We start from the raw sequence: 18,024 nt of genomic DNA on the forward strand, positions 1-18,024 counted from the left end.
TCTTAAATTTTAAGTTAACGTTTAACCATCTTTAGTATATCTCTTTATTAAATCGTTGTCAATAATTTTTGATATGTTTTTTACAAAAAATATCATATTTTTTTAGATATATGTCATGTCATATCGCTTCCATTTTTATTATTTGAAACCGTTATTATATGCTTCTTTATTCCATGCCAAGCACAAAAACTGCTTAAAAAACTCACAAATGAAAATGTACAAAAAAATATAATTGGTATAGTGAATGGAAGAAATATAATACTTGCTTCAATTAATGCCATGCATAATATTAATGTTAGAAACGAGTATTTAATATATGCAAGGCTTAATAAGAACGAATTCCTAATTATCGTCCTTAGGGGCAAATCAATGCTTACGCTCATTGGGTATATGTATATCAACCAAATACCTATTAGTGTACCTACTATAATCAAAATTGAAATTATTATATTATAAATTAACGCTTCTGCTGCAATACAAAATGCCAACACCTTCCCAAGCAGGGCTAATAATATGATTGATAAGATCCAAATAAGAAAAGATGATTTCCAATTCTTCTTAAAAGCCTCTTTAAAATCATAATATAAATCAGAAGGCTTATCTTGCACCATCTTCATTGTAACAGATGTCATAGCGCCAATAGCAGGGCCTATCGTAATAATAGGAATACAGCCGACTATAAAAATCAGATTTAATTTAATAAGTGATGTAAATTCACGTGCAAATACATCCCAAAATAAAGCTAATCCTTCTTTTGGAGGTGCATCCTTAGAAACTCCCGGTCCTTCCTTATTATAATTGAATAAAAAAAATCTCATAATACATCTCCATGAATAAATAATTTGTCTACTTTTATTAACCAGTAACTCTATTTTTTAATTTTATCAACTAACTTTATATAGATTAAAGCCATAATTTCGCTTAATATTATATCATTTATTTTAAGTTTTTTAACTAAAAAACTAATTAACTTTTGCAAAATTATGACTTTAACTTGAGTAAATTGATATTAATCTACTATATTCATTTCTTTAGTTTATATTATATCCACAATCATTCCTTTTACTTATAAATTAAATTAATTACAAATGGTTATTCCTGTTTCTTTATCAAATAAATGAATTTTATCTTCATCAATAGCTACCTTAATTGATTCTCCTGTCTCTAAAGTTGTATTAGCTGAAGCACGTAAAGTAATTTTTTTATCATCACAATTAACATGTAAATATACTTCTGCGCCCATTAACTCATTAAGAACTACTTTAGTAGTAATTACACTATCCTTATGATTTTCTAATGCTTCTTTCTCGATATATACATGTTCCGGCCTTATTCCAAGCACAACACTTTTTCCTACATATGATTCAAAAATTTCTTTCTCTCCCTTAAATTTAGGAATTAAAATACTATAATTATTAAAGTTAACATAATATTTATTGTCTTTCTTTTCGATTTTAGAATCTATAAAATTCATTTGCGGTGATCCAATAAATCCAGCAACAAACTGGTTACATGGCGTTTCGTATAACGCCATTGGTGTATCCATTTGTTGTATGTATCCGTCCTTCATAACTACAATTCTATCCCCCATAGTCATAGCCTCAATTTGGTCATGAGTAACGTATACGAATGTGATACCTAATCTTCTATGAAGCTTTGTTATCTCACCTCTCATTTCTGCACGAAGCTTTGCATCTAAATTGGAAAGAGGTTCATCCAAAAGAAATACAGACGGTTCGCGAACCATAGCTCGTCCTAAAGCTACACGTTGCCTTTGACCTCCTGAAAGTTCCTTAGGCTTACGATTGAGTAAATGTTCAATATCTAATATTTTCGCAACTTCTCTAGTTCTTTTATCTATAAGTTTCTTATCAAATTTGCGCAAATTTAAGCCAAATCCAATATTTTTATATACTGTCATATGAGGATATAGCGCATAATTTTGGAATACCATAGATATATCTCTATCTTTTGGCGATACCTCATTAACTAATCTATCTCCAATATATAATTCTCCACCACTTATATCCTCTAGGCCTGCAATCATTCTTAATGTGGTAGACTTTCCACACCCCGAAGGACCTACAAGAACAACAAATTCTCCATCATTAATTTCTAAATTCAATCCCTTTACAACGGTTACATTTCCGGGATAAATTTTCTCTATATTTTTCAGTGAAATACCAGCCATATTCTGCCTCCTCATTAACTTAATTGTTAATATAAACTTCTTAAATTATTTTATATTTTAGGTTAACGTTAATCTTAATGATATATATAATATATCATTGTTTTCTAATTCATACAAGATTAAAAATAATAAATTCATAGTTTTTTGAATATTAATATGATATTTACTTTAAAAAGACCTTACTTTTTATATAATCATACTCCATTTTAAACGTTTTCTCAATAGAAAATTAATTTTACCATGCGATTGCTATTATAAACGCCTTAGTACTTATTAAAAATATAAACTATGCATATATAATAGTGAAATACTATCCTTATATATGCATAGTTTTCTCAAAAAAACTTAATTTTCTTCTTATTCTTTACTAAATATAATACATATAATATTAAAACTCTAATTTCTAAAGGAAAGCCCTTCAGAGTTTGTTATATCCCATGGCTCCTTTATACTATTCTCAAATATTACATTTTTAAATGTACTATCTGTCATAAAGTCTATTTTAGCTGACTTTGTATTTTTAAATGATACATTTTCAAAGTGTATGTTAGTCTGAGGGGAATTTTTTAATCCTATTACAAAGATAGCATTACCTTTGGCTCCGTCAATACTACAATTTGAAACAAATATATGTTTAAATTGTGGCAAATGCAATGCCGGCTTAAATGTGCCTGTTGCGGTGCTATTAGAATAATTTGATGTAAATACAAATCGTTCTCCCTCGCCATCTGTTATATTTTTGAGGGCCGAGTCCCTAAATATAATATTTTTCGCACCTCCCCCAATTTCTGGAGCTGTTTTACAGCGCAGACCTGAAGCCGTTCCATTCATGATATTATCTTCTGCTAATATATTCTCTATCCATGCTGCTGTATTACTTTCTGCTACAATCGCACCATGTCCGCGACCAAAGTAATTATCAAATGTCCACACATCAGTTACAGGACTACGATTTTTTTCAGCATCTGCTCCTTTTCCGGCTGTGAAGTTTACATCATCATCGCCTGTATCAAAAACACTATTCATTACAATTAATCCTTTAGAATCAAAATCAATTCCATCTGCATTGTTACAGTCAAATGTTTTAATTAAGATACCATTTAGCACTACATTGCCGCATCCACTACTAACTAACCAATAAAAAATAAAAAAGAGAATTTATTATCTTCTCATAATAATAAATTCTCTTTTCTCTTCTACTGTAATTTTTCTCTTCTTTTTGTAGACTTAATAAATAATTCTTTTAATGCTTCTGTATCGTCATTTTCTATAGCGTGTTTTATTTTATCCAACTCAGTTTCAAAATCTTCTATGCTCTTTAACAAATTATCTTTATTTCCCAGGAAAAGCTCACTCCAAAGATCTTCATTAATATTAGCTATTCTCGTTAAATCTCTATAACTATCTCCAATAAAGCTGCCTGTTTCCCTTCCTTCCACATCGCTATTCATTAAAGCAACAGCTAAAGAATGTGGAAGCTGGCTTGTATAACCTATCATTTCATCATGATGTTCAGGAGTTATTCTTCTAACTCTTTTAAACCCAATTTTATAAGCTAAGTCTTCTATCATTTTTAAATTTTCTTCTTTATTTCTAACTACCGGTGTTATTATATAATTTGCATTTTTGAAAACTTGACTACTTGCAAAATCTATTCCCTTTTTTTCTCTTCCCGCCATTGGATGACCAAATACGAAATCAATATTTTCTGGTAATATATTCACAATATCTTCAATAAACATTTTTTTAATTCCAGTAGCATCTGTTATTATAGCACCATCTTTAAAATTATCTTTATTATCTACTATAAATTGCTTAACTAACCTAGGATACAGAGAAATGATTATAAAATCTGCGCTTTTAATTATTTCCTGACCATTCGTAAAGCCATCTTTTATTAATCCAAGTTTTTTAGCTTTCTCTAGAGACTCTTCATTAATATCTATTCCATAAACATCATCATACCCTGCTTCTTTTAAAGCCATAGTAAATGATCCCCCAATTACTCCAAGACCTACAACTACTATTCTCATATTAATAGCTCCTTTATTAAAACATATAGAAAGATTTAAATCTCTTTATCTTCGATCTTAGCTACCGCCTTAACCTTATTCATTAATACATCAAATTGATCTGGCGTAAGTGATTGTTGCCCATCACTTAACGCGTTTTCAGGATCATTATGTACTTCTATCATAAGTCCATCTGCTCCTGACATAATTGCAGCCTTAGCCATTGGTTCTACTAAGTATGCATATCCTCCAGCATGGCTTGGATCAACAATTATAGGTAAGTGTGATAATCTCTTTATTACCGGAACTGCTTGTAAATCTAATGTATTTCTTGTAATTGTTTCGAAAGTTCGTACTCCTCTTTCACAAAGAATTACATTTTCATTTCCACCAGCCATAATGTATTCTGCTGACATAAGCCATTCTTCTATAGTTGCAGATAACCCTCTTTTTAATAATATTGGAGTTTTAGTCTTTCCAATTTGTTTTAATAAATCAAAGTTTTGCATGTTTCTAGCACCGATTTGAATCATATCTACTTCTTCAACAAAGGTATCTAAGTAATCTGTAGACATAAGTTCAGTTACTATAGGAAGTCCTGTTTCTTGTTTTGCAATCTTTAAAAGTTTTAAACCTTCAAGCTCTAATCCCTGGAAACTGTAAGGTGAAGTTCTTGGCTTAAATGCTCCTCCTCTTAAAAAGTTAGCTCCAGCTGCCTTTACTCTTTTGGCAACTTCAATAATTTGCTCTTCGCTTTCTACTGAACATGGTCCTGCCATTATTCCAAGCTTTCCGCCGCCAATTATTGATCCTTCAACGTTAACTACAGTATCTTCTGGCTTAAATATTCTATTAGCCTTCTTAAAAGGTTCTTGAACCTTCATTACTCTATCTACACCTTTAAGTACTTGTAATTTCTTAGGGTCTAATACAGATGTATCTCCTACAGCTCCTACTATGTAGTATGTGTCTCCCTTAGAAAGATGAGTTTCTAATCCTTTTGACTCAACTACCGCCTTTACCTTTCTTACATCCTCTTCACTTGCTTTTGGGTTCATAATAATTATCATTTTATTTTCCTCCTGTACTACTTTCATTTTTGATTTTTTCTTTTTACTACTATACTTCTATCCTACATTTTTAGATAAACAAACTATTGGACAGATTTATACCTTGAAATATATCTCAACTAGAAACCGGAGCAAAAGCATGCTCCTTATTTCGGCGAGTTATATTCATAGTATAAATTACACATTGTTTATCTATATATAATATAAACTATTTAGACATATTTTTCAATTCTAATGCCTTCATAGCTAATATATACCCATTCTCTCCAAAACCGCACATTTGCCCTATACATGCTGGTGCAGTTACAGATTTTGTTCTAAACTCTTCTCTTGTATGTACATTTGATAAATGTACTTCAACTGTATCTATATTAATTCCTTTTATTGCATCGTGAATTGCATAACTATAATGTGTATAAGCTCCAGGATTTATTATTATTCCATCATAATTTTCGAAATAAGCTTTTTGAAGCTCATCTATTATTTCACCTTCGCAATTACTTTGGAATAATGTTATTTCATGACCTCTATTTTCACCTTCTTCTTTAATATATTCACATATATCTTCAAAAGATTTTGTGCCATAAATACCCTTTTCTCTAACTCCAACCATATTTAGATTCGGTCCATTAATAACCATAATCTTCATCAATACTCCCTCCTTCCAAGCTTAATTTATGTTTATATTAGATGTAATAACTTCTTTTACTTTGTTAATTGCGCCATTTAGTCCTTCATCATTTTTTATTATTTCATCTGCTGCTAATCTATACAATTCATAGCGTTCTTCATAAAGCCTAACTAACTTCTCCCTACCGTCTTTAAGTAACGGCCTTTTAGATACATCTATATCTTCTAAAAGATTTTCTAATGGTCTATCAATAAAAATAATAAATGAATTCTCTCTTAACGCATCTATGTTTTCTTTTCTTTTTACTACTCCACCGCCAGAAGAAATTATGATATTATTCTCTTTAGATAATTCTTTACAAGCTAAAGATTCGAAATCTCTAAAATAATCTTCTCCTTGTTCAAAAAGCTCGGGTATGGTTTTAGATGTCATATCCTCTATATACTTATCCATATCTATAAATTTAATATTTAATTCTTTACTTACCAATCTACCAATTGTGCTTTTTCCGCATCCAGGCATTCCTATAAATACTACTTTATTTTTCATATATACACCTACTCAAATTCATTTTCAAACATTGAATATAGACCTTGAGTTACTTCGCCATCTAATGAATATCCCTGCCATATTTCTTCTGCTTTTATTGCCTGCCCCACTAGCATTTCAATTCCACCGCATACTTTTTTATTCAAAGTTCTTCCTATCTTTAGAAACTTTGTTTCTTTAGGATTATATATTATATCTACTAATGATCCATAATTGCTAATAACATCTTCATTTACTGGAGTATTATCAATATTAGGATACATTCCTAAAGGTGTTGTGTTAATTAAAATATCTCCCTTTATATCTGAGATATCTTCATATGTTTTATATTCAATTCTTTTATCATTATAAGATGAATTGTCTTTAATTTTCCTTGATACTAAATAAATCTTTTTAATGCCATTATCTAAAAGATAATTAATTACAGCTTTAGCAGCCCCTCCATTTCCAAGTACCATAGCTATATTATCTTTCACAGCAATATTATTATTATTCAAGATTGTTCCAAATCCAAAGTAATCAGTATTATAACCATATAGCTTATTATCCTTTAAGTAAATAGTATTTACTGCCCCTATTTTTTTAGCTTCATCTGAAATAAAATCTAAATATTTCATTACATCTTGTTTGTAAGGAATCGTCACATTAACACCCTTTATTTTGAGAAGCTTCAATGAATCCATAAGCTTACTTAAATTTTCTTTTTCCACTTCAAAAAGCTTATATGCCCCTTCTATTTCTAAAGCCTTGAAAAGCGTATTGTGAATTTTAGGTGAAAGACTATGAGATAATTTTTCTCCTATCAATCCGTAAAAATCCAAATTAATCCCCCCCTTTTTTAGTTTACAGTTTACAGTGCACAGTTTACAGTTGTGGATAAAATCCCTTCGGGATTTTTATATATTTTTTGAAAAGCCTTTGGCTTTTCTTCCTTAACTGTTACTTGTTAACTGCTAACTGTTAACTGATTTCCTATATCCTCCAATTAACTTAAAGTAAGCACTACTTTGTTCAATTAATTTTAATGCTTTCTTTACTTGTTCATTTTCAATATTGCCTTCAAAATCTACATATAGGAAATACTTCCATGCTCCCTTTTCCATTGGTCTTGATTCGATTTTCATCATATTTATGTTATTTTCTGCGAAATGTCTTAATAATTTATATAAAGTTCCCGCCTTGTGCTCAAGTGAGAATACCACACTTACTTTATCACAGCTTTCATCCCATTCAAGCTCTTTTGATATGATTATAAATCTTGTAGAATTGTCGCTTTTATTATTTATGTTTTCTTTAATTATCTCTAAATTATATATATTTGCTGCTCTATTACTTGCAATGACAGCCTTAGAGATATCATTTAAATCACTTATAAGTTTTGCACTTGCAGCCGTACTATGAAAAGGAATGAGCTTCCAATTACTATGATTTTTCAAAAATTCAGTACTTTGCTGAATAGGCTGTGGATGAGAATAAACTTCCTTAATAGTATCTAAAGTCGTACCACTGACACCCATCAAATGTTGATTTATTTTAATGCATTCTTCTCCAACAATATAAAAGCCATACTTATATAAAAGATCATATACCTGTGAAATAGCTCCAGTTGAAGAATTTTCTATAGGTAAAATTCCATATCTGATTTCATCATTTTTTACAGCTATAAATATATCCTCGAATTCAGCATAAGACCTTGCATTTTCTATAGGTCCAAAATATTTCAGCATAGCCTCTTCGGAAAATGAGCCTTGTGCACCAAAGAAACCAACTTTACCTTCTTTCATGATTTTTACTTCAGTCACCACAGTTTTTTTGTATTCGGCTTCTTCTGCTTCTATCATCTTTCTACTTTGAAGTTCTCTAGCTACTTCCATTAATGATATAAAAAACTTTCTAGTTTCATCTTCGTAGTCCTTATTTTTTAGATACCCTACATTTTTTTCTATTACTTCATCTTCTCTATCTCTATTGAAAATAGGTAAATTATTAGCTTTTTTATAGTTTCCAATGTTAATTACCGTGTTCATTCTTTCTTCAAAAAGCCTGGTTATTTCTTTATCTATTTCATCAATTCTACTTCTATAATCATCTATCTCTGACATTTCACACTTCTCCTCACTTTAGTCAGTTAACAGTTAAAAGTTAACAATTAACAGTTTAGGATGAAATCCTTGCAGGATTTCTAAAATCTATTTTCGTTTTCAAATTTTAAAGAAATTTGTTCCTTCAATTATTAAAGTACTAAATCGAGTATTCCAATAGCCGTTACAGCTTCAATTACTGGAACAGCTCTTTGTACTATGCAAGGATCATGTCTTCCTTCAATTACAAGTTCTGTTTCTTTCTTTTCAGAAATATCTATTGTTCTTTGCTTCTTTATAATTGATGGTGTTGGCTTCATTGCAACTCTAAAAAGTATTGGCATTCCATTAGTAATTCCACCTGTAATCCCACCGTTATTATTTGTGTACGTCTTTACCTTATCTCCATCATAGTAGTATTCATCATTGCAATCTGAACCTCTAAGCTTACTCATTTCAAAGCCTTTTCCAAATTCTATTCCCTTAACTGCTGGAACAGAAAACATTAAGTGGGCTAAAGTAGATTCAACTGAGTCAAAAAATGGATTTCCAATTCCAGCATCTATACCCAGAACAGTGCATTCAATAGTACCGCCTGTAGAATCTTGTTCTTTTTTTGCTTTAAGGATAGTATTCCTCATGTCTTCTTCTTTTTCTGGCATTAGAAGTGGTAATTCCTTTGTTCTTAATTCCGCTAAAAGCTCATTATTTAATTCCACCTCATAAAAACTCTTATCTTCAATATTCCCAATACTCTTAACATGAGCTCCTATACTGATTCCTTTTCTCTCTAATACTTGCTTGCAAATAGCTCCTGCAAATACTAGCGGCGCAGTTATTCTTCCCGAAAAATGTCCTCCGCCTCTATAATCATTAAATCCACCATACCTAATTGATCCTGGGTAATCTGCATGGCCAGGTCTCATTAAATCTTTAAGCTTACCATAATCCTTAGAGTGCATATCAGCATTTCTAATTACTGCACAAAGAGGAGTACCTGTAGTTTTTCCTTCAAAAAAACCACTTAAAATTTCTGGTGCATCAGCTTCTTTTCTTGCAGTAGATAAATTGCTTTTTCCTGGTGCACGTCTTGCCATTTCCTTTGCAACTTCCTCTAAATTAATTTCAATTCCAGAAGGAAGACCATCTATTGTAATTCCTATTCCTACTCCATGAGATTCACCGAAAATAGAAACTTTTAATTTATTCCCCCACATTCCACTCATCAAATACACCTCCTAAATTTTTAAAGTCATCCCAAAACTCTGGATAAGATTTTGAAACACATTCATAATCCTTAAGTATTATAGGCTCGGTGCACTTAGTAGATGCTATAGCTATAGTCATTGCAATTCTATGATCCTTATGACTCCAAACTTCAACCCCGCCTTTAAGTTCTTTAACACCTTCAATAACTAATCCATCTTCTTTTTCTGTAATCCTAGCACCTAATTTATTAAGTTCTGAAGTTACAGCTGCTAATCTATCACATTCTTTAATTCTAAGTCTTCCAGCGTTTATTACTTCTGTAGTCCCGGATCCTAAAGCTGCAACTAAAGATACAACTGGAATTATGTCTGGACATTGAGATCCGTCAATAATAGTTGCTTTTAAATTCCCATCAACTTTTCCAATCAATCCATTATTCTTTGAGATTATTTTTAATCCCATTCTTTCCAATATATCAATTACTTCTTTATCCCCTTGAAGTGAATCTAAATTTAAATCATTGAGGACAACATTATTTGAAAGTGCATCAGCGCAGAAGAAAAATGCTGATTGAGAATAATCACCCTCAACTCTATAGTCCCTGCTCTTATAAGTTTGATTTCCTCTTATTATAAACTCTTGATAATTATTATTTATTATTTCTACTCCAAAATCTTTAATAGCACTTAAAGTTAAATCAATGTATCCTTTTGACTCCATTTCAGTTGTTATTACAATTTTAGAATCTCCATCTAAAAGAGGAAGAGTGAATAATAATCCTGTAATAAATTGAGAACTAATATTTCCCTTAACTTTAAACTCTCCTGCTTTCAATTTGCCTTCTGTTTTTAAATCTAATATTCCTTCTTTATAACTATAGTTAATATTTTGTTCATCAAATATATTATAGTATGTATCTAATGGCCTTTTACCTAGGTTTCCTCTTCCAACAAATCTATTAACACCGTCAAATAGTGCTGCAATAGGTACTAAAAATCTTAGTGTTGAGCCTGATTCATTACAATCAATAATTCTTTCACTATTAATTGAATTAACTTCAGTATTTTGAGGATTTTTAATTCCGTAAACCTCAAGGTAATCTTCTTTTTTAGTTATTTTTGCACCTAGTGCTGACATAGCCTCAATTGTAGCTATTATATCATCTGAATAATCTATATTTGTAACCTTACTTATGCCATTTCCAAGAGCTGCGCAAATTACTGCCCTATGTGCCATACTCTTAGATGGTGGTATCTTAACTTCACCACTTAATTTGGTCGGATAAATTTTAAAATTTCCCATTATCTTACCTCACTTTATCTAAATTAAATGTTTAATTAGCTGAAAAACTCTACATTAGTTTTTTCTAAAAATGATTCTCCAATGTTTTTTAATAATACTACCTTTAAAACATTATCTATATTTTTCTTATCCAAGGCTATAGTATTTAATATTGCTGAACCATCCTCTATCTCTACTTCATAAGGAAGACCATTTTGTATTAGTATTTCTTTTATTTCCTCACTTACTCCTTGCTTAGTAAGCCCCTTTTTTTCTGCAATCTTACTTATTTCATACATACCTATGGCAACTGCTTCACCATGAGTAAACTTTTTAAAATTATAGTAAGTTTCTATAGCATGACCTAAAGTATGTCCAAAGTTTAATAACATTCTTTCCCCAGTATCTTTTTCATCATTTTCCACAACACATTTTTTTATAAAACAGCATTTGTGGATTATAGTTTCTATATTGTGCATAATCTCATCTTTAGTTTTTAAGCTTTTTAATAAATCAAAAAATTCTTTATCTTTTATGCATCCATACTTTATAACTTCAGCCATACCATCTCTAAAAAATCTTTCACTTAATGTTTCAAGTACACTCGGATCTATTAGAACTAATTTAGGATGATAAAAACTTCCTACTAAGTTTTTACCTCTTTCTAAATCAACTGCAACTTTTCCTCCTACACTACTATCAACTTGTGCAAGGAGTGAAGTTGGCATTTGAACAAAACTGACACCTCTTAGAAAAGTAGATGCAACAAAACCTCCAAGATCCCCAATTACTCCTCCACCAAGAGTAATTATTAAATCACTTCGTGTAATTTTAAAATCTAAAAGTTCATTATATATAATTGGAAGAGTACTAAACGCTTTAGTTTCCTCGCCTGGTTCTAAAGCCATTAACTTAATTTCATACCCTGAGTTAGTTAAACTTGCTTTTACTTTATCACCATGATGACAATCTACATTTTTATCAGTTAGAATGAATATCTTTTTGCCTTTATAAACCTTTTGAATTTCTAATCCTACTTCGTCTATTAGTCCCTTTTTAATTATTATCGGATAACTTCTCTCACCAAGTTCAACAACTAAATCTTCCATTTATCAACACTCCTCTTTTTCAATAAACAGTTATCAGTTATAGATAACAATACCATGTGCATACTTTTTATTTTAAAGCATTCGGAAGGAAAAATCATCTTAAACTGCTAACTGCTTTACTATTATTAATTTTATTAAATTTCTCTTCCAACAGCTGCTGCAATCACTTTTAATTCTTCCATAAGTTTTGCAAACTTATTCGGTTTAATTGATTGTGGTCCATCACACAATGCATTTGCAGGATCATTATGAACTTCTATAATGAGCCCATCTGCCCCAACTGCTACTGCTGCTTTTGCTAAAGGCTCTACCATCCAATACTTTCCTGCAGAGTGGCTGGGATCAATAACTATAGGCAAATGACTTAATTTCTTAACAGCTGGTACCGCACTTAAATCTAATGTATTTCTTGTATAATTCTCAAAAGTTCTTATTCCTCTTTCGCAGAGAATTACATTATCATTACCTCCAGCCATAATGTATTCTGCAGACATTAACCATTCTTCTATAGTAGCTGATAAACCTCTTTTTAATAATATCGGTTTATTTGTTTTTCCGAGTTCTTTAAGTAAATCAAAGTTTTGCATATTTCTAGCACCAACTTGAATAACATCTACATTTTCAACGAATGTTTCTATATCATATGGTGACATAAGCTCTGTAACTATTGGTAATCCTGTATTTGCTCTTGCTTTCTTTAAAAGTTCTAATCCTTCATATTTCATTCCTTGGAATGCATATGGTGAAGTTCTTGGCTTAAATGCACCGCCTCTTAAGAAGTTTGCCCCAATTTCTTTAACTTCTTTAGCTATTTCAGTAATTTGTTCTTCACTTTCAACAGAGCATGGTCCTGCAATTATTGCTATTTTCTTTCCACCAATCTTAGCCCCATTTATATCCACTATTGTATCTTCTGGATGAAACATTCTGTTTGCCTTCTTGAAAGGTTCTTGCACCTTCATAACCCTTTCGACAATTGCATTGGCTTCAATAACTGAAGGATCTATTGTACTTGTATCACCAACTAGCCCTAAAATACTAACATCTGAACCAACAACTAGACTTACTGATACTCCTTTTCCTTCAAGCTGTTTTGTTAGTCTTTCTACTTCTTCTTGCTTTGCTTTTTGCTTTAATATTACTACCATTTTATATTGCCCCCTTGCATTTATTTAATTATTATCAAAAAAAATGGAACTCATGTATAATGAGTTCCATAAAATATCAATTCTATTAGATATTAAAAACTTATAAAAATATTAAAAACTCATTAAAAAGGTATTTTTCAGTTTTTTGCAAAATAAATAGCCAGCGCTAAAATAAAAGCCCCAGAACATAAAATAAAAAAAGCTATAAAATTTTTGCATAACTGATTTTACAATATCCTTTTCCATGATTTTCTCCATTCCTAAATTAATAACTATTTTTACAAAGACTAATATAGTATTTTTCTTTAAAATTTATCTTTTTATCATTATAACAAACTATAATTAATTGTCAATATTAATTAATGATTTTTCATATTTGTATTGAACTTAGTGACTATTTAATAATTATAAATGCAAATCATTGATATATTAGTCAAAATATATTACTTCTATTTGCATTTATTAAAAAGTGATAAATAAAAAAAATATAAATACAAATAATAAAAAAGTACACTAAAGGACAAGGTGGAAATACTAATGACGAGAAAAAACTTTATTTATACTTTTATAATATTCTTAATTTTTTTATTAATTAGCTGCAATGCTAAAACCCCAATCCAAAATGATGCTTCACTAAAATCAAATACTAACATTAAAGCAGATTATACAAACTTCAAAGGTCTTGATATGCCTCAAGATAATGCTAAATTTAAAATTAATGGCAAAACATTAGATCTAAGATTACCTGTATATTTAAATAAAAACAGATATTACATATGTTTAAACGAATTTATTGAGCAGCTCGGTGGAGAAATAAATAAAACTGACAATTTATTAAGAGTACAAATAAATAATAATTCTTATGAAATTGATATAACTAATAAAATTATCAGACATTCTGATAATACATTTACATTAAAAAAAGCACTACAAAATAAAAATGATATATATTATATGGGATTCTCTGATTTTTCTCAAATGCTTGATCTTTATACGAGATGGGATAAAGACAACAAGTTAATTGATTGTAAAACAAATGGTTTTAATAATACCAATGTTATTCCATATAAATCAAAAATAAACCAAATAGGCTTTATACGTTTTGAAGATGTGGGATTAAATTCTCAACCTTATTCTAAAGAACATTTTGAAAAACTTCGCATAATAGCAAATTACATGTACCAAAGAAAAATTCCATACCATATTGCATGGATTCCGAGGTATATTATTCCCAATAAAGGAATTGATAATGATCCCTTAACTAAAAATAATTTTGAAATGGCTGAAATGGTATATAGTTTAGACTATTTTACTATGCATAATGGAATAATTGGTCTTCATGGATATACTCATCAACTTAATAACGATGAATCTGGTGCTGGCTTCGAATTTGGAAAGTTTCAACCTTCTGAAAAAGTACTCAAGGAAAGAATTGAAAAAGCCATTAAAACTTCATCTTACTTGGATATACCGATTAATTTCTTCGAAGCACCACATTATGAAATTACACCTAATCAAAATAAAATTGCTGAAAAATATTTTAAAATATTATATTATCCATTTAAGGAGGATGATGATGGTAATGCTGATTTAACCAAACCTCAGCTTAGCCAATACAATAAATCCTCATATTACATTTCAACACCTTTAGATTATATTCCTCTTGGAAAAGAAGATATTGCTTTAGATAGAATAAAAAATTCTGACACAAGTCAGATGGGAAGTGTATTTTTCCATCCTACCTTGGAAAATAACTATATTACATTAACCAAGAAGGATAATGCACCTACGTATACCTATACTGATGATTCACTCTTAAAAAGATTAATAAATATATTAGAGGAGAAAGGATTTAATATTATAAAAGTTACAGATATATAATTTGAATTTTTAACTAATCTGCTTTAACAGATTGCTCTCCCTTTGGAAGCACTTTTATAGCAATCAAAGAAAAAATTAACATTATTGAAAAACCCACAAGATACATGAATGAATATCCAAATATCCCTTGAATTGCACTAAACATGCTTGGATATATAAAATTAGCTCCTGCTGAACCTAATACACTTACAAAAGAAAATGTACCTGCTACCAATTCTTCATCAACAACTTCTCTAATATATTTAAATAAAAATGTTAAGTAGCATCCATACATTAGTCCATGTAATTGATCACCTAAGATAATTAATGGTACAGAGGCTGTTGAAAATAATAATATTCTCGTTGTTCCTATAAGAAACGATATTATTAAATATTTTTTTGGTTTTTTATCTTTTAAAAATTTACCCACAAGCATAAAAGATATAAATTCCACAACAACTCTTGAAAATATAGATTTGCTGTATATAGAATTAGATAAATCAATATTCCCAGTTATTTTTATCAAATATGGCGAATATGCAAATTCAATTGCAGTATATACACCAATAATCAATATATTTATTACTCCTAGGATTATTGAGTTTTTATTCTTAAATACATCACTTAATTTTACATTAGTTTTCTTTGAATCAGATTTAATTTTCTTAAACTTCACAGCTATTAAAAATATAACCATACTGGTCATAATAATTCCTATTAAATGCACTGCTCTAAAACCAAATTTTAGGATTATAGTTCCACTAAGCAGCACTATACAGCCAAATCCAATAGATCCCCATTTTCTTATTACAGAATATTCTATATTGTGTCTAATCGATGTTTCTTCAACGTATACTTCATACACTGTTCCCACTGTTTGAACTATTAAACCATAAAGCACTGCATAAAAAGATATAATAGTCTTATTAATAAACATCAAAAATATTATCATAGCTATTAAAGCGCTTAAATGAATAATGATAAATTTCTTTTTATTCTCCATTGATGAAAATTTGCTTACTAATAATTGCTGCGATAAAATTGCAAATAATGCTCCTATAGATACCACTGTTCCGATCTCACCTAAAGATAGCCCAACTACCTGATTTAAATACGGTGCATAAAAAGTGGTTACTATACTCATTACTCCAAAATGTATAAATGTAGTTAAAGAATAATAAAATTTATCTTTGTTTTTCATAAAAAGCTCCAATCTAAGTAAGTTATCTTTCTCCCATTTGCTCATATAATATAGCTGCTTATAATATCGGTGATACTAGCCTTATTAAAGACTCTTTAATTTTAAGCGAAAGACTTCTTCCATTATATATTTCTTGTGTTATTTGCTCTGAATCTTTAATATCTTTCATAAATTGCATTTCGCCATCCTTTGCAATTCTATCATCGTAAATAAATGCATTAACCTCAAAATTCAGTTTAAAGCTCCTTATATCTAAGTTAGCTGTTCCTATACTCATTACTATACTATCTGCAACTATAGTCTTTGCATGAATAAATCCATTTTGATAATTATATACTTTTACCCCAGCCTCTAATAATTCTCCAACATACGAACTTGCAGCCCATTTCATAAAGAAATGATCTGGGTTACCTGGGATTATTATTCTTACATCTACCCCTGATAAAGCAGATATTTTCAAAGCCTCTAATATAGGCGAATCAAGAACTAAGTAAGGTGTCTCTAAATACAAATTCTTTTTAGCATTATTAATCAATTTCAAATAAGCATTCCTAATGTATTCTTCTTTATGGTCTGGACCACTAGTTACAATTTGTATTCCAACATCGCCTAAGTCTCTCCTAAATTCTTCTGCATATTTACTATAATCAATAATTTTTTCTCCTGAAGCGTGACCCCAATCAAGTAAAAAACGTTCATTTAACGCATTAACAGCTTCCCCTTGAATTCGCACATGTGTATCCCTCCAGAACCCAACTTCTGGATCTTTGCCTATGTATTCTTTTCCTACATTAAATCCACCAACATATCCATATATTCCATCGATCACTACTATTTTTCTATGATTTCTATAGTTTATACGAGTATTAATGTGAGGCAAAATTCCTGGGAAAAACAACGAAAACTTTCCGCCAGCATTTATATATTTTTTAAGGTCTTTTTTTCTTAACTTACGTGAACCCATACTATCTACTAGTAATCTAACTTCTAATCCATCCTGAACTTTTTTGGTAAGTTCATCAATTATCTTTTTTCCAAGTACATCTCCTCTAAAAATGTAATACTCTACATGAATATATTTCTTTGCACTTCTTATGTCTTCAATTAATTGCTTAAACTTCTCCTCTCCATTTACATAAACATTAACTTTATTGTTTGTGGTATATTTTACACCTGAATGATTAAAATTTAACTTTCTTAAATCTGCAAATTTTTCTCCGCCATCGTGACTATGATCATTTACTTTGTATGTATCATTTCTATTCTTTCTCTTCTTCTCATCAAATTTTATTTTCTCTTTAAAGATTTTTTGTCTGCTTAGATTTTGACCGAACAAAATATAAATTATAAATCCAAGGCCTGGTAAAACCATTGATATTAAAAGCCATGCCCACGTTGTAGTAGGATCTTTTCTTTCAATAAATACTAATGATAATGAAAAAATTAAGTTTAACATTAAAATTACAACAATTAGACCCAACATTATACTCATAGGTTCACTTCCCTCTATAATTAAACTCCTATCTATTATAGTATTGTACCATAATAACTTATTCTTAGAAGATTATTGTTTTATCTTTCCAAAAAATTAAATGCCTTATCCAAGAAGCTCCTTTTATCTAAAAAAAGCATATTTTATGAAAAGTCTGTAGCTTTTCTTCCTTAACTTATAATTTATCACT

The 18,024-nt window shown here is 29.9% G+C and carries 16 protein-coding genes; 1 reads left to right on the forward strand and 15 read right to left on the reverse strand.

Annotation, left to right across the window (positions count from 1 at the left end; genetic code table 11):
* Positions 1 to 113: 113 nt before the first annotated feature.
* From COL3_RS08635 to aroF (COL3_RS08695), 13 genes are all read right to left on the reverse strand, one after another.
* Entirely contained in the window at positions 114 to 818 is a 705-nt protein-coding gene (locus tag COL3_RS08635) for a YesL family protein (RefSeq protein ID WP_008421753.1), read from the reverse strand.
* 260 nt (positions 819 to 1,078) lie between these two features.
* On the reverse strand, positions 1,079 to 2,191 hold the full coding sequence (gene ugpC / locus COL3_RS08640; protein ID WP_008421751.1) for a sn-glycerol-3-phosphate ABC transporter ATP-binding protein UgpC: 1,113 nt from the start codon (positions 2,189 to 2,191) through the stop codon (positions 1,079 to 1,081).
* Positions 2,192 to 2,587: 396 nt separating this feature from the next.
* Positions 2,588 to 3,349: a glycosyl hydrolase family 28 protein gene (locus COL3_RS08645; protein ID WP_099716598.1), complete on the reverse strand. Its 762-nt coding sequence runs from the start codon at positions 3,347 to 3,349 to the stop codon at positions 2,588 to 2,590.
* 38 nt (positions 3,350 to 3,387) lie between these two features.
* The gene (locus COL3_RS08650) at positions 3,388 to 4,224 is read right to left on the reverse strand and encodes a prephenate dehydrogenase (protein ID WP_008421746.1); all 837 of its coding nucleotides are present in this window, start codon (positions 4,222 to 4,224) and stop codon (positions 3,388 to 3,390) included.
* Between the two features lie 35 nt (positions 4,225 to 4,259).
* Positions 4,260 to 5,273, reverse strand: coding sequence for a 3-deoxy-7-phosphoheptulonate synthase (gene aroF, locus COL3_RS08655; protein ID WP_008421745.1), 1,014 nt, complete (start codon positions 5,271 to 5,273; stop codon positions 4,260 to 4,262).
* 208 nt (positions 5,274 to 5,481) lie between these two features.
* The gene (aroQ, locus tag COL3_RS08660; protein WP_008421744.1) at positions 5,482 to 5,922 is read right to left on the reverse strand and encodes a type II 3-dehydroquinate dehydratase; all 441 of its coding nucleotides are present in this window, start codon (positions 5,920 to 5,922) and stop codon (positions 5,482 to 5,484) included.
* Positions 5,923 to 5,943: 21 nt separating this feature from the next.
* On the reverse strand, positions 5,944 to 6,453 hold the full coding sequence (locus COL3_RS08665; RefSeq protein WP_008421742.1) for a shikimate kinase: 510 nt from the start codon (positions 6,451 to 6,453) through the stop codon (positions 5,944 to 5,946).
* 8 nt (positions 6,454 to 6,461) lie between these two features.
* Positions 6,462 to 7,274, reverse strand: a complete 813-nt coding sequence (gene aroE / locus COL3_RS08670; protein WP_008421738.1) for a shikimate dehydrogenase — start codon at positions 7,272 to 7,274, stop codon at positions 6,462 to 6,464.
* A gap of 132 nt (positions 7,275 to 7,406) precedes the next feature.
* Positions 7,407 to 8,555, reverse strand: coding sequence for a prephenate dehydratase (gene pheA / locus COL3_RS08675; protein WP_008421736.1), 1,149 nt, complete (start codon positions 8,553 to 8,555; stop codon positions 7,407 to 7,409).
* 131 nt (positions 8,556 to 8,686) lie between these two features.
* Entirely contained in the window at positions 8,687 to 9,760 is a 1,074-nt protein-coding gene (gene aroC, locus COL3_RS08680) for a chorismate synthase (RefSeq protein ID WP_008421734.1), read from the reverse strand.
* Positions 9,738 to 11,045 carry a 3-phosphoshikimate 1-carboxyvinyltransferase gene (gene aroA, locus COL3_RS08685; RefSeq protein ID WP_008421733.1) on the reverse strand — a complete coding sequence of 436 codons (1,308 nt, stop codon included), beginning with the start codon at positions 11,043 to 11,045 and terminating at the stop codon, positions 9,738 to 9,740. The genes aroC and aroA overlap by 23 nt, the downstream gene beginning before the upstream one ends.
* Before the next feature lie 35 nt (positions 11,046 to 11,080).
* Positions 11,081 to 12,133, reverse strand: a complete 1,053-nt coding sequence (gene aroB / locus COL3_RS08690) for a 3-dehydroquinate synthase (protein WP_008421731.1) — start codon at positions 12,131 to 12,133, stop codon at positions 11,081 to 11,083.
* Positions 12,134 to 12,267: 134 nt separating this feature from the next.
* Complete coding sequence (aroF, locus tag COL3_RS08695; RefSeq protein ID WP_008421729.1) at positions 12,268 to 13,281, reverse strand: 3-deoxy-7-phosphoheptulonate synthase; 1,014 nt, start codon at positions 13,279 to 13,281, stop codon at positions 12,268 to 12,270.
* A gap of 537 nt (positions 13,282 to 13,818) precedes the next feature.
* Here aroF (COL3_RS08695) and COL3_RS08700 point away from each other — a divergent pair.
* A complete protein-coding gene (locus COL3_RS08700; RefSeq protein WP_008421727.1) occupies positions 13,819 to 15,162 on the forward strand; it encodes a DUF2334 domain-containing protein in 1,344 nt (447 codons plus the stop codon).
* 13 nt (positions 15,163 to 15,175) lie between these two features.
* On the opposite strand, the gene COL3_RS08705 is transcribed toward COL3_RS08700, so the two are convergent.
* Both COL3_RS08705 and cls read right to left on the reverse strand, forming a co-directional pair.
* Entirely contained in the window at positions 15,176 to 16,342 is a 1,167-nt protein-coding gene (locus tag COL3_RS08705; RefSeq protein WP_008421724.1) for an MFS transporter, read from the reverse strand.
* Positions 16,343 to 16,400: 58 nt separating this feature from the next.
* Positions 16,401 to 17,834, reverse strand: a complete 1,434-nt coding sequence (gene cls / locus COL3_RS08710; protein WP_008421722.1) for a cardiolipin synthase — start codon at positions 17,832 to 17,834, stop codon at positions 16,401 to 16,403.
* Positions 17,835 to 18,024: the final 190 nt, after the last annotated feature.

The sequence above is a fragment of the Clostridium sp. LS genome (assembly GCF_002760435.1).
Taxonomy (GTDB): domain Bacteria; phylum Bacillota; class Clostridia; order Clostridiales; family Clostridiaceae; genus Clostridium.